This is a genomic window from Paenalcaligenes suwonensis (genome assembly GCF_011290505.1).
GTDB lineage: Bacteria > Pseudomonadota > Gammaproteobacteria > Burkholderiales > Burkholderiaceae_B > Paenalcaligenes > Paenalcaligenes suwonensis.
Map to the genome: position 1 here is coordinate 100,198 of NZ_JAANPV010000001.1, position 22,295 is coordinate 122,492.

A 22,295-nucleotide genomic window follows, 5' to 3' on the forward strand; every position below is an offset into this window, starting at 1 on the left:
TGACCAATCGGTCACAGAGCAAGGGGGTAGAAACTAGAAGTAGAAAGTTCACACAAAAAACAGTGAGGTAGACAACGATGAAGCGATTGCAATCCTGCAGGCTTAAGCGAGTCTTGCAAGCCGTAGTATCTGGCTCGGTGCTGGTGGCTGCGGCTCCTGCCATGGCGCAAACCATTACCGCCGTGATGCATTCTGGCTTACGTATGATGGACCCCATACAAAGCACCGCATTTATTACCCGAGAGCACGGATACATGATCTATGACACTTTGGTGGGCATGGATTCCGATTTCACGGTGCAGCCACAAATGGCGAGCTGGGAAGTGTTGGACGATGGCAAGGTGTATAGATTCACCTTACGTGATGGCTTGAAATGGCACGATGGCACGCCGGTAACGTCTGAAGATTGTGTGGCATCCATTCAGCGTTGGTTAGACAATGACAATACCGGCCCTGTGATTAAAGACTTTCTGGCGGGCTATAACATCGTCGATGATCAGGTGTTTGACGTGCAGCTAAACGAGCCTACTAGCTTGTTGCTGGATAGCTTAGCCAAAATCAGTTCGCGTCCTGCTTTTATGATGCCCAAACGCATTGTGGAGGCCTCGGCAGATAAAGCTGTGTCTGAAATGATTGGTTCTGGCCCCTTTAAGTTTGTGGCAGAGGAGTTTCGCCCTGGCGTGAAAGTGGTGTACGAGAAAAACACCGATTATCTGCCCCGCAGTGAGCCTAGCGATTGGACGTCAGGCGGTAAAGTGGTGAATGTGGATAAGGTGGAATGGGTCAGCATGCCAGACGCCATGACGGCTGCGAATGCACTGTTAAATGGTGAGGTGGACTACATAGAACACTACCCTTACGATTTGCTGCCGCTAGTACAGAACAATAGCGACCTAGTCACCAAAGTGATTGATCCGCTGGGTAACTGGAGTTACTACCGTATGAATCACTTGTATCCGCCTTTTGATAACAAGCTGGTGCGGCAAGCGGCAATGTATGCCGTCAGCCAAGAAGACGTGATGAAAGCCTTGGTGGGTAACCCCGATTACTATTCCACCTGCCCATCGCCGTTTGGGTGTGGTACGCCCAATGCCAGCTATAGCGGCGCAGACATGATCGTGCCTGGCAACATAGAAAAAGCCAAAGCATTGCTGGCCGAGGCTAACTACGATGGCACGCCAGTGGTATTGCTGCACCCTACTGATCATGTGATGGCTGCAGCGCAGCCAGTGGTGATTGCGGCAGCGTTGCGTAATGCAGGGTTTACCGTAGACATGCAGTCTATGGATTGGCAGTCGGTGGTATCCAGACGTGCTAACAATAAAGCGCCTAAAGACGGTGGCTGGGGGATTTTTTCCACCTACGGTATTATTGCGGCCGCAGTAGACCCGTTTGCGAACACCACCATTGCCGCCAATGGCGATAAAGCGTGGTTTGGCTGGCCGGATGTGCCTGAAATTGAAGCGCTGCGTGTGCAGTATGCCAAGGCGCTTAGCAAGGAAGAAAAGCAGGCCATTGCCGCGAAGATCCAAGAAATCGTTTTGGATGAAGGGGTGATTGTGCCGCTGGGCCAGTTCCGTACACCAGCGGCGTACAGTACGGCATTAAGCGACCTGCCTGAAGCACCTATTACGGCGTTTTGGGGGGTGAAAAAGCAGTGATGCGATGTACTACCTGCCCTGCGCAAGGTCGTGCGGGCAGGTAGTGCGCCGCAGTTAAGGGGTTACGGCTTCGCGAGACAGCACATGCCCGGGACGGGCATCCGTAGTTTGCCCTGCATTCCATACTATTTTGCCGTTCACCAATACCGTTTCTATACCAATGGCTGGGGCGATGGGCCTAGCGAAACTGGAGGCTTCCGCAACGGTGTCTGCATGTAGTATGACCAAATCGGCGTAGGCGCCATCACGTATAAATCCACGATCTCGTAATCCAAATTTTTGGGCGCTTAAGCCCGTCATTTTATGAATGGCTTTTTCAAAGCTGAATAAGCCACGCTCGCGTGAGTAATGGCCCAGCACACGGGGAAAACTGCCCCATAAGCGTGGATGCGGGACGGCATCATGCGGTAAGCCATCTGAACCAATCATGGTGTCGTCAAACGCCAAAATACGCGATACGTCGGCATCGTCCATGCGGTGGTAAATAGCCCCTGCAGGTTGCAGCCTGCCTACGGCTTCTTCTAGGCTGCACTGCCATTCTTTTTGTATGTCCGCTAAGTCGCGACCGGCCATGTCAGGGCACGATTTAGACCATGTCACCAGCACCTTCAACGCGGATGAGGCATGTTTTACTGACAGCACGGTAGAAGACGCAGCATAGGGGTAGCAGTCTAGGCAAATGTCTTGCACTCCCATTTGTTGGCGTATGCGTTCTAGGGTTTCCGTAGAGCGTCCGAAGTTGTTTTTACCCGCGACTTTATGGTGCGAGATCACGACGGGTAAGTTGGCTTCACGACCAATGCGGAAAGCCTCTTCTAGTGCGTCCATGACGTGGTCCGATTCGTCACGCAAATGGGTGCAATACACCCCACCAAATTCAGCAGCAACTTTAGCCAGTTCAATCACTTCCTCAGTCGAGGCGGCAATGGCAGGGTCGTAAGCCAAGCCTGTGGATAAACCAATGGCACCAGCTTGCATAGCTTCACGCAACAAGGCTTTCATGCGGGTGAGTTCGTCGGCGGTGGCAGGTCGGTCCAAGGCTGACATGGCTACAATGCGCAGCGTGGTGTGGCCCACTAAAGGGGCACAATTGGTGGCGGCGGGTTGTTGCTGCAGGGCGTCTACGTAGCTTTGGAAGGTGGGGTGTGTGAACCAGTCCCCTTCCCCATCCAGCAAATCTAAAGGTGGTGTGATGGGGGCTTGTAGGCGTTGCGGTGTAGGGGCTAGCGAAATACCGCAGTTGCCGGTAATCACCGTGGTGACCCCTTGGCTAACTTTAGGCTCCATGCTGTTACTGGACAGCAGTAAGCGGTCGTCATGCGTGTGGGTGTCTATAAAGCCGGGCGATACTACCAAGCCACGGGCATCAATGCGCTGATCGGCCGTCCAGTGGCTGCAGTCCCCTACAAAGGCGATGCGGTCATCGATGATGGCAATGTCGGCATCAAACCTAGGGGCACCTGTGCCATCGGCCACCTCGGCGTGTTGAATCAGAATGTGGGCATGTTTGGCCATAGTCTTTCTCGTGTACGTTGATCAGTGAATGGCGGCCTCAAGGGGGCGGAAATGTTGGAAATCCCAATGGCGTCCGGGGGCGGCGTCAATCAGCGAACGGGTGTAGTCGTGTTGGGGGTTGACCAGCACTTGTTCGGTAGGCCCGGCCTCGACGACGGTGCCTCGCTGCATCACAATAATTTGGTCGCAAATTTGCGCGGCGACGCGTAGATCATGGGTGATAAACAGCACGGCAATGCCTATGCGCTGGCGCAGCTCGTCTAACAGCTTTAACACTTGCGCTTGTACGGAGACGTCTAGTGCGGATACGGCTTCGTCGGCCACCAGAATATCGGGCTCCAATACCAAGGCACGGGCAATACATAAGCGTTGGCGCTGCCCGCCTGAAAACTGGTGTGGATAACGGCTTAGCACACTGCGATCCATGCCTATCCATTCCAGCAAAGTATCAATACGCTTTTCACATTCACTGGCGCTTAACCCATAGTTCTGCATGCCTTCTAACAGGGCATCGTGTATGCGCAAGCGCGGGTTAAGGGAACGGTAGGGGTCTTGGAAGACGATTTGTATGCGTTGGCGTAATTGGCGTAGCTCTTCGCCAGTGGCGGTGGCTAGGTCGGCGTCGCCTAAGGCGACTTGCCCTGACGAGGGTTTAATCAGTCGCATAATGCAGCGTGCCACCGACGACTTACCTGAGCCGGACTCCCCCACAATGCCGATAATTTCGCCTTTGTTCAGGGTAAAAGACACGTTGTTGGCAGCCACTACCTTGCGGCTGGCCGAAAACAGCACGCGTTCTTCATAGGTTTTATTCAGTTCAGACACCTGCAAAATGGGGGCAGGCGTAATATCGCGCGGTGCGGGTGGCACTAAGCTTGGCACGGATGACACCAACAGGCGCGTGTAGTCTTGAGTGGGGGCACGTAAAATGGTGTCTCGGGTACCTGTTTCTACCATGGCACCACGATTCATCACCACAATGCGGTCGGCAATTTCGGCTACTACCCCAAAATCGTGAGTGATGAACAGTACAGCCGTATTTTGTTGCTCTTGCAGTTCGCGTATGAGGGCCAGAATCTGCTTTTGGGTGGTGACGTCTAAGGCCGTGGTGGGCTCGTCGGCAATGAGCAGACGAGGCTTTAAGATCAGTGCCATGCTGATCACAATGCGTTGGCGCTGTCCGCCTGATAACTGGTGTGGGTAGGCACGATAAATTTTATCGGGGTTAGGTAAATGCACCGCCTCGAACATTGCCAGCACCTGTTTTTTACGCTCGCTGGGGTTACGCACACCGTGCACTTTGAGCACCTCTTCCACCTGCGGGCCTACGCGTTCTACTGGGTTGAGCGCGGTCATGGGCTCTTGGAATATCATGGCCATTTTGGAGGCGCGCAAGGTGCGTATGCGGCTGGGTGAGGCGTCCAGCAGGTTTTCGCCATCCAACAAAATACGGCCTTGAGTGGCCTGCAGCTCGGCTTTAGGAAGCAAGCCCATGGTGGCGAGCGAAGTCACCGATTTACCCGAGCCCGATTCGCCTACTAGGCAGACGGTTTCACCGGGGTGTATATCCAGCGAAATGCTAGAAATGGCGTGCTGCCCTTCTTTGCTATTGGCGATGCGTACCCACAGGTCTTGTACCTGCAGCACGGGCTGGTCACTCTGCGTCGTTGAAAAGGTTTGCGTCATCGTTTGATCATCCTTGGGTCCAGTTCGTCACGCAGCACATCGCCCAATACGTTGACACTCAATAACGTGAGGGCCAGCAAAATACCGGGATACAGCACCAAGCCAGGGTAAAGTTGGAAGAACATGCGGCCATCTGCCATGATGTTGCCCCACGATGGAATTTCGGGCGGCAAACCGGCCCCTAGAAAGCTTAAAGTGGACTCAATCAAAATGGCCGATGCAAAGATGTAGGTGCCCTGCACAATCAGTGGAGCCCAGGTATTAGGAATAATGTGGGTCACGATGATTTTTGGGATACGTGACCCCAAAGTGATAGCAGCTTCTACGTAGGGCTCTGTGCGTATAGACAAAATTACACTGCGCACCAGTCGCACAACGCGGGGAATTTCTGGGATCACAATGGCCACTAATACCGTCAGCAAACTGCTGCCGGTAAGCGATACCAACGCAATGGCCAGCAAGATGCTGGGAATCGCCATAATGCCATCCATAACACGCATGATGATGGCATCAAACAGCGGGAAATAACCGGCCAGCACACCAATAAATAAGCCCAAAGTTAGGCTAAAAAGTGCGGCACCTAGCCCGACGACCATAGACACTTGGGCACCGTACACCACACGAGAATACATGTCGCGGCCAAACGCATCGCTGCCCAACCAGTGTTCTGCGCTAATGGGTGATAAACGTGAGGCAGGGTTGATTTGTATAGGGTCGGTGGTGCTAATGATGGGGGCAAGTACGGCCATCGCAATCACAAGGATCACAATAGTGCAGGCTAAAAATGCCGCCGGTGACAACAGCCTAGAAAGCAGGCCACGCCAGAGAGAATAGGGTTGCATAACAGACTCCCTCAATAGGTGATTCGAGGGTCAAAGACGGTGTAGAGCACGTCTATAACCAAGTTGATGAAGATGTAGGTAAGCGAGAACAGCAGAATCACCCCTTGAATAATGGGGTAGTCGCGTGCTTGTACCGCTTCTACGACCAACCTACCTAAGCCGGGAATGTTAAAGACCGATTCGGTGACTACCACACCGCCAATTAACGCGGCAGCGCCAATGCCCACAATGGTGACGATAGGTACCGCCGCATTGCGCAAGGCATGGCGTAAAAATACAGCGCTTTCTTTTACCCCTTTGGCGCGTGCTGTACGGATGAAGTCTTCGTTCATCACTTCAATCACGCTACTGCGGGTGATACGGGCGATCAGTGCGACATACACGGTGCTGAGTGCGATGGTAGGTAACACTAAACGCTGGGCGAACGCATAAAAGCCTTGGCTTAAGTCTTTGTAACCTTGTACTGGAAACCACCCTAATTGCAGCGAAAACAGGTAGATCAGCAGGTAACCCACCACAAAAGTGGGAATAGAGAAACCCAATACCGACAAAATCATGACAAACCTGTCGGTGGCACGGCCATGTCGCCATGCGGCAATCAAGCCAATGGGGATAGCGATCAACAAGGTGAAACTCATGGTGCTGATGGCTAAGGCAATGGTGGGGCCCATGCGGTCAGCAATCAGGGTGGTAACCGCGGTGCCAGACAAGAGCGACGTACCCAAATCACCGTGCAACAAGTTACCAGCCCAGTCGAAAAACTGGGTGGTGATGGGACGGTCTAGGCCCATTTGTGCGCGAATCGCTGCCAATTGGGCGGGCGAGGCATCGTCACCGGCAATGACTGCAGCCGGGTCGCCAGTAAGCCGTAACAAGGCAAAGATCACGATGGCCACCATGATCACCACCGGTATGGTGGTGATCAGGCGCCTAGCAATGTAGACAAGCATGCGTGGCCTCCTAGTTGGACTTGCTCAACGACCAAAATACCGTGACGGGGGAATGCGGCACGTTGTGCAACGTTTGGCTGTAGGCCGATGGAATGGTGAATTGCCCTAAGGGGATGACTACTCCTTGGTCAATCGCCAGCTCATTGATTTTCAGCGCAATGGCTTTGCGCTCGGCGTCGTCTGTAGTCAGTGCAAATTGCTTACGCAAGGCTTCGATTTCGGGCACATCAGGCCACCCTGCCCACGCTTGTTTGCCGCTGGCATTTAAGGTGGTGTTACCAAAAGGGTCGCCGCTAGACGCTAAGGTGGCGTAGGTAGAAAAAATATTCCAACCACCATTGGCGGCATCCGACTGATTGCCTTGTTGCATGACCACGCTTTGCCAATCCATGGATTTCAACTGTACGGTGAAACCCGCTTTGCGCAGCGCGTCTGCAATGACTACGGGCTGTGGCGATACGGTAGCCATGTCGGTGGGGTGCAGAATGACCACCGGCTCACCGTTGTAGCTGGACGCTTTAAGCAAGGCTTGGGCTTTTTCTATTTGCGGTTTGACTACGTCGTCGTGGCGGTAGTCGCTTTCAAACGGGTTGCCGCAGCCCAGTGTGGTGGCGCAGGTGCGGTAATAGTCGGGGTTGCCAATAAGCGCATTGAGCACCTGTTGCTGGTCTATAGCCAACATGGCGGCTTCACGCACTTTGGGGTCGTTAAAGGGGGCGTGCAAGTGGTTAAAGCGGAAGTACGTCCAGTTACCCAACTCGTCGATGGTGTCGAGTTTGACCTCTTCATTGTTTTGCAGCAAAGGCAGCAGATCCAATGGAATTTGCTGCATGAAATCAATCTCGCCTTGTAGCAATGCGTTCACGCCAGTGATGGCGTCTGGCATGGTGACCCACTCTACTTTATCCACATTCACGACTTTGCCACCGGCTGTCCAGCTGGCAGGTTCTGAGCGTGGTTGGTAGTCGGTGTTTTTGGTGTAGACCACTTTGACGCCAGGGCGGAACTGCTCGGCCATAAACTTGAAGGGGCCAGAGCCTACAAATTCCGTAATGGCCTCTGAGCCAGGGGTGTTAGCAATGCGCTCGGGCATCATAAACGCAGGTCTAGAACTCAGTTTCGCCAAGCCCGATAGCAGTAGCCCGGTGGGTTCTTGCAGGCGTACCGAGAAGCTGTTGGCATCTACCGCCGACATGTCTTCCACCAAGGTTTGCAACACCTGACCGGTGCCGTCCACGCTCATCCATCGCTTAATAGAGGCAATGCAATCGGCTGGGGTGACGGCTGTGCCATCGTGCCATTTCAAGCCATCTCGCAGGGTGAACGTGTAGGTTTTGCCGTCGTCGCTGACGCTCCAGTCGGCCATTTGGGGTTGGATGCGAAATTGATCGTCTGTGCCTAGCAGTGTGTCGTAAATCATGTAGCCATGATCACGTGTCAGAAACGAGGTACTGAATACGGGGTCCATTACCCGCAGGCCTGCATGCATGACCGCGGTAACGGTGGTTTCGGCCTGTGCAGCAAGGGGCGCAACGCAGGTGCTAGCCAGCAGCAAGCCGGCCAACGTGGTGCGCGATAGCGGGGCAAGTAAGTGACGTGCCATGTTTGTCTCCTGAGTCAGGTAGGTATTGTTGTGTTTTATGGTGCAGCGATTGTGGCGGTATTACAGACTGAAAAGTGGCGCTAACAACGGCTGTTTATTACTGGGCGATTGCAGTATGTCGGTTAATAAGCGGGCAGAGCCAAAGGCTAAGGTGAAGCCCAATGCGCCGTGCCCTACATTAAGGAACAAGTTGTTAAAGGGGCTGGCACCGATGATTGGGGTACTGGTGGGGCGTGATGGGCGCTCGCCTGTCCATTCCTCTATGTCTCCGGTGGGGGTGAGTGCAGGGAAAAACTCGCGTACTTGTTGGCGTAGTGTGTGTAGACGGGCAGCAATAGCGGATGGGTTATTCACCCCTATATCAATCATGCCGGCCACCCGTAACTTGTCGCCAATGCGGGCATACACCACTTTATTGCGTATGTCGCTGACACTGGCTTGTGGAGCGCCGCTGTGCTCGTTGACGGGTATGGTGAGCGAATAGCCCCGCAGTGGGTAAATACCCAAATTGAGTCCCAAGGGACGTGCTAGTTTTTGTGCGCCTGTGCCGTTGGCTAGGATGATGGTGTCGGCCTCTAGTGCGGTGTGAGCGCTAAAGGCGGTGATGCTGTCGCCATGGCGCTCTAAGCGCGTAATGGGGGTGTTGAAGTGAAAATTCACCCCCATGTTTTGCAGACGTTCTTGCAGGGCAATGCACAGTTGTTCACAGTCGCCAGCCTCTTCGCTGGGGGTAAACAATCCACCTTGAATGCGGTGTGCAATGGGAGCCAAACTGGGTTCTTGTTCTACGGTTTGGGCGGCGCTAAATACACGTTGTTCTACACCATGGCGGCCTAGGAAACTGCCTTGTGCATCGCGGGCGGCAGCAAAGCTTTCAGCGTTCTCAAACACCTGTAATTTGCCATGGCGATTATGTGCAAACTCTACGGGCTGCTCGCGTTGTAGTTGGTCTAGCGTGCGATGGCTAAGCTTGCCTAATTGCAGTAAGTTTTCAGCACCACGTTGGCTTTGGCTGGCAGAGCAGGCTTTTAAGAAAGACAGTAGCCAGCTCCATTGCGACAGACTAAAGCTGGGATGCAACCGTAGTGCGCCGTTTCTATCTAGCAATAATTTGTGCAGCGATCGCAGTACATCAGGGGTGGCTAAGGGGGTGACAAAGCTATAGCTTAACTGTGCACCATTGGCTTTGCTGGTGCCTTGGCCGGGCTTGGCATCGGCATCGTACACGCTGACTTCTATGCCCTGACGGCGTAGTTCATACGCCGTGGCTAAGCCCACTATACCTGCACCGATTACAGCGATTTTTTTCATGCAGCACCTCCTGATTGCTGCAGCGCAGCAATTGTTGCATTAGGAGAGATGTAGTTCAGGCTGGTACGCACCACAATCACGCACATTTTTTTGCTGTGTAAGGCGGTGGTTAAAGCGGGGGCGAACTCATCACTATGTTGCACCGTGAAAGTTTGTGCACCGCACGCTGCGGCAAGTTGGGCAAAGTCGGGGTTATGCAAGGCGGTGGCACTGGGGCGATGCGGAAAATGCTTTTCCTGATGCATGCGTATGGTGCCAAAGCAGGCATTATCAGAAATGATCACGATGGGTGTGGCACCGTATTGTGCAGCGGTAGCCAGCTCTGTACCCGTCATCATGAAGCCGCCATCCCCCACAAAACACACAACGGGTCGCGAGGGCTCTGCCAGTGAGCAGGCCACGGCCGATGGTACGCCATAGCCCATGGCACCAGAGGATGGGCCTATGAGTTGTCGTGTAGGGCTAAAGCGCAGTTGGCGTTGCACCCAGCCGCCAAAGTTACCCGCGTCTAAACAGATAATGGCGTCTTCGGGTAACAAGGCATCGGCCTGTACCATGATGTTGCCAAACACCACGCCATCGGCTTGGTCGGGCATGGGTTTCCAGTCGCGCAGTGCCACAGTGGTGTGGTGCACAGAACGAATCCAGTCATGTCGTGCAGCGGGCACTGCGGGCACGTTGGCGTTATTCAAGGTGTGTAGGCTGGCAACGGGGTCGGCTGCTACAGCAATGTCTGTTTGCCTATAGCGGCTGACCACGGTGCTGTCAGGCCAAATGTGTACCAAGGTTTGCGCGGCTTGTGGGGCAGCAGGAAAGTGAAAAGACTGGCTGGTGACGTCGCCCAAACGGGTGCCAATCGCTAGAATTAAATCACTGCGGGTCACGGACTCCTTTAGGGCTGCCGGTAAGCCATAAACCAAGTGCCCAGCAAACAGCGGATGGTCGTTAGGAATCAGGTCAGCATGGCGCACCGAGGTCGCCACAGGAATAGAAAAGCGCTCTGCAAATGCCAACAGTGCTTGTTTACCCGCCGCACTTTTCAGCAATCCCCCGCGATAATTAAGGGGCGTTCAGCGTGCGCAATGGCCTGCACAATGGCACTGCTGTCGTGGTTGCTGATGGTGCTGGGTTGGCTATGACGAGGGAAGATGCCGGTGTTTGGGCAGTGGTCTTCTAGCATGTCTTCCGGTAAGGAAATCACCACCGGACCAGGTGTGCCGCTTTGTGCCAAATAAAAAGCAGTGCACAGTACATCGGCTAGTTGGTTGGCATGTTCTACTTCCACCACCCACTTCGCCATGTCACTAAACATGCGTTCATAGTGTATGTGTTGGAAGGCTTCACGCTGCAAGTTCTCGCGTTCTGCTTGGCCAACCAAGACCACCAAAGGGCAGGCGTCTTGTTGGGCGGAGTGAATGGCGATGGCCGCATTCATGCAACCTGGGCCACGACTAACCATGAGTACGCCGGGTGTACCGGTGAGCCTTGCGTGCCCTAGCGCCATGAAGCCTGCACCGCCTTCATGGCGGCAGGTCACCACGTCTACAGATGGCTGGTCATGCAGGCTGTCTAGCACGCTAAGATAGCTTTCGCCGGGCACGCAATACACGCGTTTCACGCGATGCGCGATCAAGCACTCCACCAATAAATCGGCAGCACGAATGGTCATGATGTTTGTCTCGTTTCGTTATAAATTATGTAAGCGTTGCGCAGGCTAAGAGGGGTCAGCAGATTGCTTACGTAAGCTTTCTAAAGACTGTTCTTTTAGCGGTTCAGGTAGGCTGGCGCTCAGTTGAATCAGCGCATTTTGGATACGATCCCAGCCCTCTTCGGTGCGTAGCGGTACACCTAAGAAATGGGTTTCGGTTTTAGAACGTAGCGACAGGTACAGCACGCCCGCCAGCATGATGCCCACCATGGCCGCAATGTCGGCATCATCGTCGTCGTTTACCGAGGTCAGTGCATCGATAAAGGTGCGGGCGGCTTTCTCGCGTCGTGTGGCCAGTTGAGCGCTCACATCGTTGCGTTCTATCAGCTCCCAGCGTCGAATTTCTTTTAGGGCGTCGTTGCTGGCCAAGGCGTTGATCTGTGCATTTAGCATGGTCAGAATTAATTGCTGGGGGCTGCGCGTTTCGGCTTTGTCATCCAACAGCATGGACGACTTACCTGTCCAGAAATCCTGGGTTTGCATCCATTGCAGCATCAGACCGGGTAAGCCGTTGAAGTAGCGGTAGATCAGTTCTTTGCTAACGCCTGCGCGCTTAGCAATAGCATTAACGCCTACGCCCATCATGCCGGTTTCGCAGATTTGGTCTTCCAGCGCCTGCATGATTTTTTGTTCGGTCTGTTGACGACGGGTCAGGGTCATACGTGTGCTCCTATGATCAAAGACAAAGGGGGGTGTTGCGGCAGCAGGCGCTGCAGGTGGTCACCCTGTTTGTGTCCTAACAGGTCGTGTAAACAGGAACCCAATACCTGACCATCTGTCGTGACCGCGGCACAACCACCTTGAATGGCGACACAGCGGCCTTCAGCGTGCTGCACGAAGGGATCTGCAGTGTAAATGCATTGCACGGTGGCGGTAATGGGGTTCACTACTATCTGGTCATGCGCGGCAGGCAAGATGGGGCATTGATCCGGTACCGTCAGCAACATGGCACCGGTCTGGCTGGTGGGCATTGGTTCTGGCCATGCCACATCGCACAGCAAGGTGGCGATGTGTGGTGCAAGGTGCGGTGCGAAATAAATGGAGTTCAGCATCACGGCGACATGACGGTCTGGGTGCTGCTGTTCGCCATGGTGTACGTCAGGGCGGCGTGTAACACGTGCGGTATTGGCATAAGCAATCTGGCCGTCTACGGTTACGGCCATGAGCCCGGCATCGTATTCAGGGTACGCCGTAACGGTGTCCTGCACGGCTTGTTCTGCCGAGCGGCTGCGCTGTAAGGCTTGCAAAGCTAATTGGTTTACAGGCAGGCCTTGTGGTGTAGGGCGATTGGGTAGTCTATGCCCCGTCATGAGGGCAACGCCGGGTAGGCTGGGTAAAAATTGCTGCAGGGGTTCGGGCCTATGAGGACCGCTGGAAATCAGGGCAGCACGTTCACACTGCAACCATGCGGGATCCACGTCCAAAGCATGGCTGCCGCCATCTTGGGTTTGGCTGTAGTGCACCGTGCCGTCTTCAGCCATGACGGCCAAAACAGCAAAGCCGCCAATAGCGCCACTGCCTAAAATTTCGGTACACCGTAGCACACGCAAGGCGTGCACTACGGCGTGTTTTCCTGTGACGGCAATACCAATCGTCATGCGTAGGCTCCAATACTAGTGACCATCTGGTCACATTTAAATGCTAGCACTGCTTGGATAGCCTGAAAAGCGCGACGTGGTAGAGAAAAACCCTTAAACGTTAAGGGTGTGTTCTGGGCGTTCCCAGCCCGTTTGATCAACAATGCGGCGGTAGTGTTCGGGGCGGCGATGAGCGCTGAAGTTGAAGGTTGATGCTCTATTAACGTGACATAAGCGAAGATCGCAATCCGCTACCAACAGCTCGTCTGCCCATGTGGATGCTTGTGCAATGATCTCGCCAAAGGGGTTCACGATAATAGAGTTGCCAAACATCGCGTGGCCGTCTTCTACCCCTGCTTTGGCTACCGACACTGCAAAACAGTTGTTTTGATAGCAGCCTGCTTGTACTACGAGGTTAGAGTGCAGCACTTTCAGGTGTGGCGGTTGCTCATGTTTGACATCTAAGTTGGCTACTGGTGTGTTGTAGCCAATCATCACGAGGTCTACTTCTTGTAAGCCTAATTCGCGCCAGGCTTCGGGCCAACGCCTGTCATTGCAGAGCAACAAGCCAGCGTTAAAGGTGGCGACGTCTTCAAAATGTAAACGGCGTACAGGAAATCCTAAATCGCCTACTTCAAAATACCGTTTTTCTAGGTGTTGTAGGGGGCGTTCAGCCATGTATTCGGCATGACCTGGTAGGTGGATTTTGCGATATTTCAGTACTTCTTGTCCGTATCTAGAGACCAAACTGGCGGTGTTGTAGTGGTGGTTGTCGGGCGTTTTCTCGGCATAAGAAAACTGCAGCATCATGCCTTTTTTCTGCGCTAAATCCAGCACAGCTTGCATGCCAGCAGGTGGCCACTGAGTCTCGAACCATTGCTCAGCCTCTTCCATGGTTTCGTAGTACCACCGAGGAAAAAAGGGCGTTAAGCATAGCTCGGGAAACACCACTACATGAGCGCCACGGTGTGCAGCCCCTTCTACTAACTTCAGCATACGAGCGATGACATCAGCGCGGGTGTCCGTGCGCTGTATAGGCCCCATTTGGGCAGCCGCGACGGTCAGAATGTGCGACATATAAGGTCTCCGTTTGTGATTATTGATGATCGCGTGCTGATGTTCAGCACCGCTTCATAGTGCCACTGCATTCTTGTGGCGTACAAGACGGATTCTGGAAAACCTTAGTGCGAAAAAACGGCAAAAAAGTCAGGATTTACGTGCCTAAGCGTTTATATAGGACGGGCGCAATGCCAAAATCGGTGCGTATGTTGGTGCGAAACAGGTAGCCTTGCTTGGTGTAAAACTGCTGCGCTTTGGGATTCGCAACTAATTGCAGCTCAGTAGCACCCAAACGGTGGGCATGTTCTTCGGCAGCGCGCAGTAACGCGGTACCTATGCCTTGATGCCAGCAGTCAGGTTCTACAAACAAATCATCCAATTGTGCTTGCGATAGGGCTGGTCGTAGCTCTACTGACGCAAAGCCTACTAGGCGTTGCTGTCGTTCTGCAACGATCAATTGGGGCAGCGCCGTGTGGGGAACATGGTCTATATCGGGCAGTTGCCGCAGTCGCTCTGTGTGCTCACCCCATGCCAAAGATGCCCGTAGTTTGAGTTGCCCTAACAGCGCTAAATCACTGGCATGGGCAGCACGTAGGTGTAGCGGTGGTGTAGTCATGGCTTTTTAGCTATCCATAAGTCCACAAAGGGGCGCTCATATTGCGATTATTGCCGGCAAGAACTCTACTCTTGCGCAATGAAAAGGCAATTTCGCACAGCCTGACACAAGCTATGGCGTGTGTACAGCACGTTATAGAAGGCTGATAAGGCAGTGGTGACCTTGCCACAGGGGCGCACGATTACATCGTGTCATAAGAAAACGTATTACTCCACACTACGTACACAATCCCTCGACAGTCATTCCACCTTGATGGCGCACACTGTGTCCAGCATCACGTTAATTTGGAGATATGCGTCCATGTCTATCGACACTGCCAGCCTGTTGGCTGACGAAGCCCGGTATTGTTCATTCGGCGATACCGTTCACTATGTTAATCCGCCAAAGATCTTTACAGGCTGCGAAGGCAGTTACATGTTTGATGACGCGGGTACCCCTTATTTAGATTTGCAGATGTGGTATTCAGCGGTGAACTTCGGTTACCGCAACCGTCGTCTGGAAGACGCAATGACTAAGCAGCTGAACACGCTGCCACAAATTGCTAGCCAATATCTGCACCCCACAAAAATCGAATTGGCCCGTGTGATTGCACAGGACGCCGAGAAAAAATGGGGCAGCCAAGGCCGTGTGCACTTCAACGTAGGTGGCGCACAAGCCATTGAAGACTCCCTGAAAATTGTACGTAACGCCAGCGGCGGTAAAAGCCTGATGTTTGCGTTCGAGGGTGGCTATCACGGCCGTACCTTGGGGGCATCCAGCATTACGTCCAGCTACCGTTACCGTCGTCGTTACGGCCACTTTGGTGACCGTGCGCAGTTTATTCCTTTCCCCTACCCTTTCCGTCGCCCTAAAGGCATGACTGCGGAAGAGTATGCGGACTCCATCGTGCGCGATTTCGAACGTAAGTTTGAAAACGAATACCACGCGATTTGGGATCCTAAAACCAACCAGTGTGAATACGCGGCGTTCTACATTGAACCTATTCAAGGTACCGGTGGTTACGTGATTCCTCCTGCGAACTTCTTCACAGGCTTGAAACGCGTATTGGATGACCACGGCGTATTGCTGGTAGTAGACGAAATTCAAATGGGTTTCTGGCGTACCGGTAAATTGTGGTCTGTGGAAAACTTTGGCATCAAACCAGACGTATTGGTATTTGCTAAAGCACTGACTAACGGTTTGAACCCATTGTCCGGTTTGTGGGCTCGTGAAGAGCTGATCAACCCCACTGTGTTCCCTCCAGGTTCTACACACTCCACCTTTGCGTCTAACCCATTGGGTACCGCCATTGGTCTGGAAGTGATGAAAATGACGCACGAAATGGACTTCGGTAAGCAAGTTTGTGACGCGGGTGCGTACTTCTTGGACGGTTTGCGTGACTTGCAGAAACGTCACCGTGAAATCGGCGATGTAGATGGTCTGGGTCTGGCATTGCGTGCAGAAATTTGTACCGAAGACGGCTTCACCCCCAACAAAGCCTTGTTGGACAAAATGGTGGATATCGGTCTGGAAGGCAATTTGGACTATCAGGGCAGCAAACGTGGTTTGGTGCTAGATGTGGGCGGGTACTACAAAAACGTCATTACTTTTGCTCCTTCACTGATGATTACGCGTGCTGAAATTGACGAAGCAATGGCCTTGCTGGATCAATTGATCACACGTGCAAAACAGGCCTAATGCCACATTTGCCGTTATTGCGTAACGCGTTAGAACCGGCCGCTTTGCATGCATGTTTCCTCCGGCACCCGCCGGAGGGTTTTCATGTATTGGAAGGTGTGCCGGTTCCGGCGTTTGTAGCGCCCTTTGACTTGTTAACCACCGCCGATGACGACTTTAAAGCGCGTATCAAAGGTTTTGTGGGTTACAGCATGTGGTCGCGTTGGCTTACTATCCGTACTGCCTTTGTAGGGACTACGGTCAGTGAGTACGCGGTGTGGCCACCACAGTTGGGTGTGAAGGACGCTGTACACGCTTTATTGAACGGGCCGTGTAAGGCACAAAAGCTCACCATCATCAAAGATCTTCCACAGCAGTCGCCCTTATTGTCGGATGACGATAATGCGTATGCGGATGCATTGGTCGCTGCCTGTAAAGACGCTGGTTTTGTGCCAGTAGAAGGTCAGGCGTTGGCATACGTGCCTATTAATTTTGAGAGCACAGATGCCTATTTAGACCGTCTCCCTAAGGATGGACGGCGTTATTTGCGACGCAAGCTGCGTACACGTGAGCAAATAAAGGTGTCGCGTGTGTATACCGGACCAGCCTTCGAGGACGACGCTAAAGTCGATGCTTACTACGCGTTGTACCAAGGTGTGTACGCACAAAGTGAAGTGCATTTCGATAAATTAACCCGTGCTTTTTTTGCGCAATTGCTGCGTGATCAGAGCAACGGCGGTATCGTATTTGAATACCGACACGCCGACACTCACGAGTTTTTGGGCTGGAACCTGTGCTTTGAGCATCAGGGCAAATTGGTGGATAAATACATAGGCTTGTCGTATCCCCTATCGCGGGAAATGAACCTGTATTTTGTGAGCTGGTTTGTGAATTTGGAGTATGCCTTGGAAAAAGGGCTTAGCCACTATGTAGCGGGCTGGACCGACCCCGGGGTGAAAGCGTTATTGGGTGCTACGTTTACGCCCACACGTCATATGGTGTATGTGCGTAATCCGGTGTTACGTGCATTGGCCAGACGTTTTGCCAATCGTTTTGAAAGTGATAGTCAATGGATCACGTCGTAACTTCTTCTGAACATCGTTTTCCACTGGTACTGAATACCGATGACTCCATCGGCACCCTAGAAAATGAGCAGCGTATTACGCTTTCCAACGCGTGGCGTGAAGCGGTGCGTTTTGGGTGCCGCCGCTCGGTGTGGGCGAAACGCATTGCCGAGATGGAAGCGTTAATGCCAACGTTTCAAGAACATGGCACGGTATTCATGGGCAGCGGTGATTTTCATCACTTAAGTTATGCGCTCATACAGCGTTGTATAGACGCGGGTGGCTACGATATGTTGCGCCCGTTGCAGGTAGTGATTTTGGATAATCACCCCGATAACATGCGTTTTCCTTGGGGCATTCATTGTGGCTCATGGGTGCAGCGCGTCGCGTTGTTGCCGGCGGTAGCCAAGGTGCATGTGGTGGGTATTACCTCGTCTGACTTGGGAGCTGCCCATGCGTGGGAGCACAGGTTGGCGGCCTTATGCGCGGGTAAGCTTCATTACTGGAGCACCAAGGTAGATACGGGTTGGGCAAAACTCTTGGGCTTAGGCAGTTTTTTCCATGCCTTTGATACCGAAGATGCCATGGTGCAGGCCTTGTGCGACACCTTAGCCGAAGGGGATACTGACACTTATTTCAGTGTAGACAAAGACGCGTTTTCACCCGACGTAGTACGCACGAACTGGGACCAAGGTGAATTACGTACCCAGCACATGCAAGACATTGTGCAGGCGCTGCGTGGCCGTATTGTGGGTAGCGATGTGACGGGTGAAGTGTCTGTGTGGAATTACAGCACCCCATGGAAGCGTTGGTTAAGCACGGCCGATGGCCAAGATACGACGCAAGAAGATGCCGAACTGCCTCAATGGCAGGCCCACCAAACCAGCTTCAATCAACAGTTGTTGCAGATGCTGCAGGCGGCCCGCGTGTAATGGATGGCTAGTGTTTAGTCTGGCGTTTTAGCGGCCAATCGGGTTTCGCTAATGGCCAGACACACTATGCCGGCCAGAATAAAAATCGTGCCGGTAATTTGTGGCCAGCCTATGGTCTCACCAAAGAGCAGCGACGACACCACTAATACCGCCACAATTTCTAAGTGCGAAGCGGCAAAGGCAGGCCCAATAGGGGCATGTTTTAGCAGGGTCATCCAGGCAAAAAAGGTGCCTATATAGCCTAAAAATGCCCCGTAAATCCAGGGTTGACCAAACACGCGCCCAAACCAACTGGCGGTAAATTCCAGCGGTAAGGCATTGTTGCCAGCCATCTTAAAACTGACTTGTGCGAAGGTGTCTAAGGCCATTAAGACCAAGAAGCCAATCAAGTAAAAACGTTTCATCTTGAGTTCCTTAGGCCTGCAAGCCCACGACGGCAACGCCAATGGAAATTAACACAATGCCGGTCACCCGCAGGGGGGTGAGTTGTTCGTTAAAGAACATGCGCCCTAAGATCATGATGACCACCGTGTTAATAGAGCCTAGCAATACGCCGTTTGATAAGGGCACGAGCGACAAAAAGGCCAGCCACATCACAAATTCGACGATGTAGCAGCCTATGCCCACCCACAGCCAAGGGCGTTTGCACATCCAGCGCCAGCGTTCTAGGCCATCGCCGGCACGGGGGTCAGCCGCAGCGGCTTTAAGGGCTAATTGCCCGCCGCTATCTAAGATGATGTTGGTGGCCCACAGCAGTAGCACCAACGGTGATATAGACTCCATCAGTGCGTGCCTCCGGCGCGAACTTCTGCGCCGCTTTCAGTGATCGAGGCAATGAAATCAGCCGTTTTCGCAATCACCGTGCGACGTTCTCGGTCTATGGTGATCATGTGGTAGCTGTTATCTAGTAACAGTAGTTCTACCGGTGCATTACGCACCCCTTTAACGATGGCGTAGGCGTTAGACACCGAGGCGATGTCATCGTGGCGCGCATGTATCACCAAGCAGGGGGCTTGTATGGCTTTCAGGTTTTTGAGCACAGAACGCGATAACGCTTGCATTTCAATGACGCACCACCATGGGTTACCGGGTAAGCCTGCTTCCGAGCTATCGCCCGAGTTCATTTGCTCGACTACGCGTGCACGCAAGGCTTCGTCTTTAATACCGTAAGGCGGCTGTTCTAAGAACATGCTGTTGCGCCCTATTCCTAGTGCACGGAATAAGGGCAAAATGAAGGCAAGACGCGTGTGGGGAGGCATGCTCCACCCGTCGTGACGGAAGGTGGTAGACAGTGCCAAGACACCTGAAATTAAATCTGGACGGCGTTGTGCTAACGCCAGTGATAGCACGGCCCCCATAGACAGGCCGCCCACTACCACGCGGTCTACGCGGGCTGCCAAGCGGTCTGCGCCTGCAATGACGCTGTTTAACCAGTCTTGCCAGCAGGTGTTCACCAAGTCGTCTTGGGTACCGCAATGCCCGGCGAGTTGCACCGCATACACGGTGAAACCTTGGCGGTTTAAGCCACGAGCGAGTACGCGCATTTCGTTAGGCGTACCAGTTAAGCCATGTATTAACAGCACACCGGTGCGCGCACGTTCGTCTTTACCTTCTAGCAAGAACTCGTGCGGGGTAATGGTGCACGATGCAGAGGCGGGTGTCACGGCACGCGCGTGCTCTGCTTCATCAGTAGCAATCAAGGTAGCAGGAAAGGTAGGGGCTAGGTTACTCATACTGCAGGTTCCAGTGCCGTCCCAGAAAGTATGCCAGGCAATAATGCCAATGCTTCACGGAAATCCGTAAAGGGTACGTGGGCGATGCCGTGCTCACGGCAATAGTTAATCAGTTTGCCTTTGGCCAGCACCACATCGGCTTTGCCGGATACGCAGAAATCAGAGCTGCCGTCACCGATGTATAGCACTTTACGCCCAGCTTGATGGGTGGCTATGGCGTGTTGGCATTTGCAGTTGGCACTGGCACAGGTGGGTTGATTCCATGGCGTTTGCAGCGACCATCTCGCGTCTTGCTCGTACACCAAATGGTTGGCGATGACGGGCAAGTCGTTGATGCCTGCGCTGCGCAACATAGTGGTGATGGCATAGTCTAGACCGTCACTGACCACGAAAAATGGCAGGCCTTGGTGTTGGGCTGATTGCAGGAAGGCTGCAAAGCCCGGGTCTATGTGTAGTTGCGCTAAGCTGGCATCCAACTGTTCGGGGCTCATCTCTAGCAGCGCGACTTGTTTCTGCATGCATTCTCTGGAGCCTATTTCGCCATTTTCCCACGCGTCTTCTAGGTCTTCCCAACCGGGTAGCCCGTAGCTATTTAGCAGGCTGTCGGTGGTGTCTTTTAGGCTGATGGTGCCATCGAAGTCGCACTGTATCACCCACTCGGATGAGGGTTGAATGGCGTTGAGTGCAACGGTAGAAAGTAAAGGGTGATTATTCATGAAAATTGACTCGTACATTCTGGCCAACGCGCACGTTCGCAGGCTCTTCAAATTCAAGTATGCATTCCACGACGCGGACGGGGCCGCGTTGCGCCTCTTCTTGTAGACGACCTTGGCGGTACACAGGACTGACGCGTATCACACGTGCTTGAGGTAGGGCGTTGCTGTCAGAGTCACTGTCCATATCTGACGTGATGGAGGCTTGCATGCCGGGGGCAATGTTGCCCACGTAGGCCGCGTTGAGCTCAGCACGCACAATCAGTGGGCGTGCAGGCAATAGCAGCATGGCTGGCGTATTGGCGCTGATGGCGGCACCGGGTTGGGCATGAATGCTGATGATTTCACCGGCTTCAGGGGCGGTAATAGAACGTTGTGCTAGCAGCGCTTTGGCCTGATTTAACCGCTGTAAGGCGACGTCCACTTCGGCTTGGGCAATGCGAGCATCGGCCTCCGCATCTTTGAGTTGCTGTTGAGCCGTATCGGATAATTGTGTTTGCACAGCACCCGCGCGAGCGGCTTGTTCTAGTCTAGAAGCGGCACGGCGTAGCTCGGGCAGTTTGGCAAGGCTGGCTTGTCTGCGTTCTTGCGCCAACTTCCATTCCGACTCGGCAACGGCGACAGCGGCAGTTTCGGTGGCTGTGGATAAGGTCAGTAAGCGTTGGTCTTTGGTGACTGATTCGCCTTCGCGTACGTTTAAGGCGCGCACTACCCCATCCGTGCTGGATGATAGGTTAATCAACCCACCTTCTACATCGACGGTGCCTCTGGCAACCGCAATTTTACGGCTGGATTCTTGTTGAGTGCCGGTAGCGGCTTGGGTGGATGCCGAGGTGCTGGTGTTGTCAGAGCATGCTGCCAACAGTAAAGAAGCAGCAGTAAGAATCACGCCACAACGCGTGCGTGTAAAAACAATCATGCAGTCACTCCTTCTGTACGGACATGCAGTCGCCGGTCGCTGCGTATCATGCCGTCTTCCATACCAATCACGCGATCAGCGTGGCGTACCAGACGAGGGTCATGGCTGACACATAGGACTGTAGCTTGGTGGGTAGAGGCAAAACGCTGCAGTATGTCCGCAACGCGTTGGCCATTTTCGGCATCCAACGCGCTAGTGGGTTCATCGGCAAACAAAAATTTTGGTTCTTTAGCAATAGCGCGAGCAATGGCCACGCGCTGCTTTTCCCCGCCTGATAACTGAGCAGGACGCATATGTGAACGGTGGGACAAACCCACACTTTCCAGTGCTTGCAGGGCGCGTTTGGCACTTTCCTTGTCGGACATGCCCAAATAGCCCAATGGCAATTGCACTTGTTCTTGTGCGGTTAATGCGGGAAAGAGATTAAAGCCCTGAAATACGAAACCAGTGTGGTGTAGCCTAAAGGTGTCCAGTTCGCTGCGTTTCATCTTGCTTAAGTCTTGGCCTAAGGCATGTGCTTCACCTGCATCGGGGTGCTGCAAGCCGGATAACAGCGACAGCAGCGTGCTTTTACCGCAGCCCGACGGCCCAGAGATAAGGGTGAGTTCACCGGCATACACCGATAAGGACAGCGACCGCAGCACTTGTACTTGCACCATGCCTGACAAAAAGGCTTTGCTAATGCGCAGGGCTTCTAGGGTAGGCTTGGTAGCCAATAAAGGGGTGGGCGTAGACATCCGTAGTGCTCCC

General features: G+C 53.4%; 22 protein-coding genes. 4 read left to right on the forward strand and 18 right to left on the reverse strand.

The genetic code is table 11. The features are described 5' to 3' along the window. The first annotated feature begins 77 nt into the window (after positions 1 to 77). A complete protein-coding gene (locus GY634_RS00440; protein WP_166406619.1) occupies positions 78 to 1,661 on the forward strand; it encodes an ABC transporter substrate-binding protein in 1,584 nt (527 codons plus the stop codon). A gap of 54 nt (positions 1,662 to 1,715) precedes the next feature. On the opposite strand, the gene GY634_RS00445 is transcribed toward GY634_RS00440, so the two are convergent. The 12 genes from GY634_RS00445 to GY634_RS00495 form a co-directional block, all read right to left on the reverse strand. After that, entirely contained in the window at positions 1,716 to 3,176 is a 1,461-nt protein-coding gene (locus GY634_RS00445) for an N-acyl-D-amino-acid deacylase family protein (RefSeq protein ID WP_166406620.1), read from the reverse strand. A 21-nt stretch (positions 3,177 to 3,197) separates the two neighbouring features. After that, the gene (locus tag GY634_RS00450; RefSeq protein WP_166406621.1) at positions 3,198 to 4,862 is read right to left on the reverse strand and encodes an ABC transporter ATP-binding protein; all 1,665 of its coding nucleotides are present in this window, start codon (positions 4,860 to 4,862) and stop codon (positions 3,198 to 3,200) included. Next, positions 4,859 to 5,704, reverse strand: coding sequence for an ABC transporter permease (locus GY634_RS00455; protein WP_166406622.1), 846 nt, complete (start codon positions 5,702 to 5,704; stop codon positions 4,859 to 4,861). Before GY634_RS00455 ends, GY634_RS00450 begins: the two co-directional genes overlap by 4 nt. 11 nt (positions 5,705 to 5,715) lie before the next feature. Next, on the reverse strand, positions 5,716 to 6,654 hold the full coding sequence (locus GY634_RS00460; RefSeq protein WP_166406623.1) for an ABC transporter permease: 939 nt from the start codon (positions 6,652 to 6,654) through the stop codon (positions 5,716 to 5,718). 10 nt (positions 6,655 to 6,664) lie between these two features. Continuing rightward, entirely contained in the window at positions 6,665 to 8,257 is a 1,593-nt protein-coding gene (locus GY634_RS00465) for an ABC transporter substrate-binding protein (RefSeq protein ID WP_166406624.1), read from the reverse strand. A gap of 60 nt (positions 8,258 to 8,317) precedes the next feature. Then, positions 8,318 to 9,568 carry a D-amino acid dehydrogenase gene (locus GY634_RS00470; protein ID WP_166406625.1) on the reverse strand — a complete coding sequence of 417 codons (1,251 nt, stop codon included), beginning with the start codon at positions 9,566 to 9,568 and terminating at the stop codon, positions 8,318 to 8,320. Further along, positions 9,565 to 10,614 (reverse strand): thiamine pyrophosphate-dependent enzyme, encoded by a 1,050-nt coding sequence (locus tag GY634_RS17125; protein ID WP_207625415.1) that lies wholly within the window; start codon positions 10,612 to 10,614, stop codon positions 9,565 to 9,567. The genes GY634_RS00470 and GY634_RS17125 overlap by 4 nt, the downstream gene beginning before the upstream one ends. Next, positions 10,608 to 11,237 (reverse strand): thiamine pyrophosphate-binding protein, encoded by a 630-nt coding sequence (locus tag GY634_RS17130; RefSeq protein ID WP_207625417.1) that lies wholly within the window; start codon positions 11,235 to 11,237, stop codon positions 10,608 to 10,610. Before GY634_RS17130 ends, GY634_RS17125 begins: the two co-directional genes overlap by 7 nt. A gap of 45 nt (positions 11,238 to 11,282) precedes the next feature. Beyond that, entirely contained in the window at positions 11,283 to 11,936 is a 654-nt protein-coding gene (locus GY634_RS00480) for a TetR/AcrR family transcriptional regulator (protein ID WP_341352801.1), read from the reverse strand. After that, on the reverse strand, positions 11,933 to 12,874 hold the full coding sequence (locus tag GY634_RS00485) for a DUF6963 family protein (RefSeq protein WP_166406626.1): 942 nt from the start codon (positions 12,872 to 12,874) through the stop codon (positions 11,933 to 11,935). Before GY634_RS00485 ends, GY634_RS00480 begins: the two co-directional genes overlap by 4 nt. Positions 12,875 to 12,967: 93 nt before the next feature. Further along, entirely contained in the window at positions 12,968 to 13,930 is a 963-nt protein-coding gene (locus tag GY634_RS00490) for a nitrilase-related carbon-nitrogen hydrolase (RefSeq protein ID WP_166406627.1), read from the reverse strand. A 136-nt stretch (positions 13,931 to 14,066) separates the two neighbouring features. Beyond that, positions 14,067 to 14,528: a GNAT family N-acetyltransferase gene (locus GY634_RS00495; RefSeq protein WP_166406628.1), complete on the reverse strand. Its 462-nt coding sequence runs from the start codon at positions 14,526 to 14,528 to the stop codon at positions 14,067 to 14,069. Between the two features lie 300 nt (positions 14,529 to 14,828). Between GY634_RS00495 and GY634_RS00500 the strand changes: the two genes are divergently transcribed. The 3 genes from GY634_RS00500 to GY634_RS00510 are packed head-to-tail and all read left to right on the forward strand — an operon-like array spanning position 14,829 to position 18,180. After that, on the forward strand, positions 14,829 to 16,205 hold the full coding sequence (locus GY634_RS00500; RefSeq protein WP_166406629.1) for an aspartate aminotransferase family protein: 1,377 nt from the start codon (positions 14,829 to 14,831) through the stop codon (positions 16,203 to 16,205). Next, positions 16,205 to 17,269, forward strand: a complete 1,065-nt coding sequence (locus tag GY634_RS00505) for a GNAT family N-acetyltransferase (protein ID WP_166406630.1) — start codon at positions 16,205 to 16,207, stop codon at positions 17,267 to 17,269. The genes GY634_RS00500 and GY634_RS00505 overlap by 1 nt, the downstream gene beginning before the upstream one ends. After that, positions 17,254 to 18,180 carry a hypothetical protein gene (locus GY634_RS00510; RefSeq protein WP_166406631.1) on the forward strand — a complete coding sequence of 309 codons (927 nt, stop codon included), beginning with the start codon at positions 17,254 to 17,256 and terminating at the stop codon, positions 18,178 to 18,180. Before GY634_RS00505 ends, GY634_RS00510 begins: the two co-directional genes overlap by 16 nt. Positions 18,181 to 18,194: 14 nt before the next feature. Here GY634_RS00510 and GY634_RS00515 read toward each other — a convergent pair whose 3' ends face one another. From GY634_RS00515 to GY634_RS00540, 6 genes are read right to left on the reverse strand one after another with little or no spacing between them, the layout of a single operon-like run. Then, on the reverse strand, positions 18,195 to 18,584 hold the full coding sequence (locus GY634_RS00515; RefSeq protein WP_166406632.1) for a DMT family transporter: 390 nt from the start codon (positions 18,582 to 18,584) through the stop codon (positions 18,195 to 18,197). A gap of 10 nt (positions 18,585 to 18,594) precedes the next feature. Beyond that, positions 18,595 to 18,963 (reverse strand): EamA family transporter, encoded by a 369-nt coding sequence (locus GY634_RS00520; RefSeq protein WP_207625418.1) that lies wholly within the window; start codon positions 18,961 to 18,963, stop codon positions 18,595 to 18,597. Further along, the gene (locus GY634_RS00525) at positions 18,963 to 19,913 is read right to left on the reverse strand and encodes an alpha/beta hydrolase (RefSeq protein ID WP_166406633.1); all 951 of its coding nucleotides are present in this window, start codon (positions 19,911 to 19,913) and stop codon (positions 18,963 to 18,965) included. Before GY634_RS00525 ends, GY634_RS00520 begins: the two co-directional genes overlap by 1 nt. Further along, a complete protein-coding gene (locus tag GY634_RS00530; RefSeq protein WP_166406634.1) occupies positions 19,910 to 20,629 on the reverse strand; it encodes an MtnX-like HAD-IB family phosphatase in 720 nt (239 codons plus the stop codon). The genes GY634_RS00525 and GY634_RS00530 overlap by 4 nt, the downstream gene beginning before the upstream one ends. Beyond that, on the reverse strand, positions 20,622 to 21,545 hold the full coding sequence (locus tag GY634_RS00535; protein WP_166406635.1) for an efflux RND transporter periplasmic adaptor subunit: 924 nt from the start codon (positions 21,543 to 21,545) through the stop codon (positions 20,622 to 20,624). The genes GY634_RS00530 and GY634_RS00535 overlap by 8 nt, the downstream gene beginning before the upstream one ends. Continuing rightward, positions 21,542 to 22,282, reverse strand: coding sequence for an ABC transporter ATP-binding protein (locus tag GY634_RS00540; protein WP_166406636.1), 741 nt, complete (start codon positions 22,280 to 22,282; stop codon positions 21,542 to 21,544). Before GY634_RS00540 ends, GY634_RS00535 begins: the two co-directional genes overlap by 4 nt. Positions 22,283 to 22,295: the final 13 nt, after the last annotated feature.

Excerpts from the sequence above, each read along its gene's own strand:
- GY634_RS00440 (WP_166406619.1), top strand. The coding sequence starts at position 78 with ATGAAGCGATTGCAATCCTGCAGGCTTAAGCGAGTCTTGCAAGCCGTA.
- GY634_RS00445 (WP_166406620.1), bottom strand. The coding sequence starts at position 3,176 with ATGGCCAAACATGCCCACATTCTGATTCAACACGCCGAGGTGGCCGAT.
- GY634_RS00450 (WP_166406621.1), bottom strand. The coding sequence starts at position 4,862 with ATGACGCAAACCTTTTCAACGACGCAGAGTGACCAGCCCGTGCTGCAG.
- GY634_RS00455 (WP_166406622.1), bottom strand. The coding sequence starts at position 5,704 with ATGCAACCCTATTCTCTCTGGCGTGGCCTGCTTTCTAGGCTGTTGTCA.
- GY634_RS00460 (WP_166406623.1), bottom strand. The coding sequence starts at position 6,654 with ATGCTTGTCTACATTGCTAGGCGCCTGATCACCACCATACCGGTGGTG.
- GY634_RS00465 (WP_166406624.1), bottom strand. The coding sequence starts at position 8,257 with ATGGCACGTCACTTACTTGCCCCGCTATCGCGCACCACGTTGGCCGGC.
- GY634_RS00470 (WP_166406625.1), bottom strand. The coding sequence starts at position 9,568 with ATGAAAAAAATCGCTGTAATCGGTGCAGGTATAGTGGGCTTAGCCACG.
- GY634_RS17130 (WP_207625417.1), bottom strand. The coding sequence starts at position 11,237 with ATGACCATTCGTGCTGCCGATTTATTGGTGGAGTGCTTGATCGCGCAT.
- GY634_RS00480 (WP_341352801.1), bottom strand. The coding sequence starts at position 11,936 with ATGACCCTGACCCGTCGTCAACAGACCGAACAAAAAATCATGCAGGCG.
- GY634_RS00485 (WP_166406626.1), bottom strand. The coding sequence starts at position 12,874 with ATGACGATTGGTATTGCCGTCACAGGAAAACACGCCGTAGTGCACGCC.
- GY634_RS00490 (WP_166406627.1), bottom strand. The coding sequence starts at position 13,930 with ATGTCGCACATTCTGACCGTCGCGGCTGCCCAAATGGGGCCTATACAG.
- GY634_RS00495 (WP_166406628.1), bottom strand. The coding sequence starts at position 14,528 with ATGACTACACCACCGCTACACCTACGTGCTGCCCATGCCAGTGATTTA.
- GY634_RS00500 (WP_166406629.1), top strand. The coding sequence starts at position 14,829 with ATGTCTATCGACACTGCCAGCCTGTTGGCTGACGAAGCCCGGTATTGT.
- GY634_RS00505 (WP_166406630.1), top strand. The coding sequence starts at position 16,205 with ATGCCACATTTGCCGTTATTGCGTAACGCGTTAGAACCGGCCGCTTTG.
- GY634_RS00510 (WP_166406631.1), top strand. The coding sequence starts at position 17,254 with ATGGATCACGTCGTAACTTCTTCTGAACATCGTTTTCCACTGGTACTG.
- GY634_RS00515 (WP_166406632.1), bottom strand. The coding sequence starts at position 18,584 with ATGAAACGTTTTTACTTGATTGGCTTCTTGGTCTTAATGGCCTTAGAC.
- GY634_RS00520 (WP_207625418.1), bottom strand. The coding sequence starts at position 18,963 with ATGGAGTCTATATCACCGTTGGTGCTACTGCTGTGGGCCACCAACATC.
- GY634_RS00525 (WP_166406633.1), bottom strand. The coding sequence starts at position 19,913 with ATGAGTAACCTAGCCCCTACCTTTCCTGCTACCTTGATTGCTACTGAT.
- GY634_RS00530 (WP_166406634.1), bottom strand. The coding sequence starts at position 20,629 with ATGAATAATCACCCTTTACTTTCTACCGTTGCACTCAACGCCATTCAA.
- GY634_RS00535 (WP_166406635.1), bottom strand. The coding sequence starts at position 21,545 with ATGATTGTTTTTACACGCACGCGTTGTGGCGTGATTCTTACTGCTGCT.
- GY634_RS00540 (WP_166406636.1), bottom strand. The coding sequence starts at position 22,282 with ATGTCTACGCCCACCCCTTTATTGGCTACCAAGCCTACCCTAGAAGCC.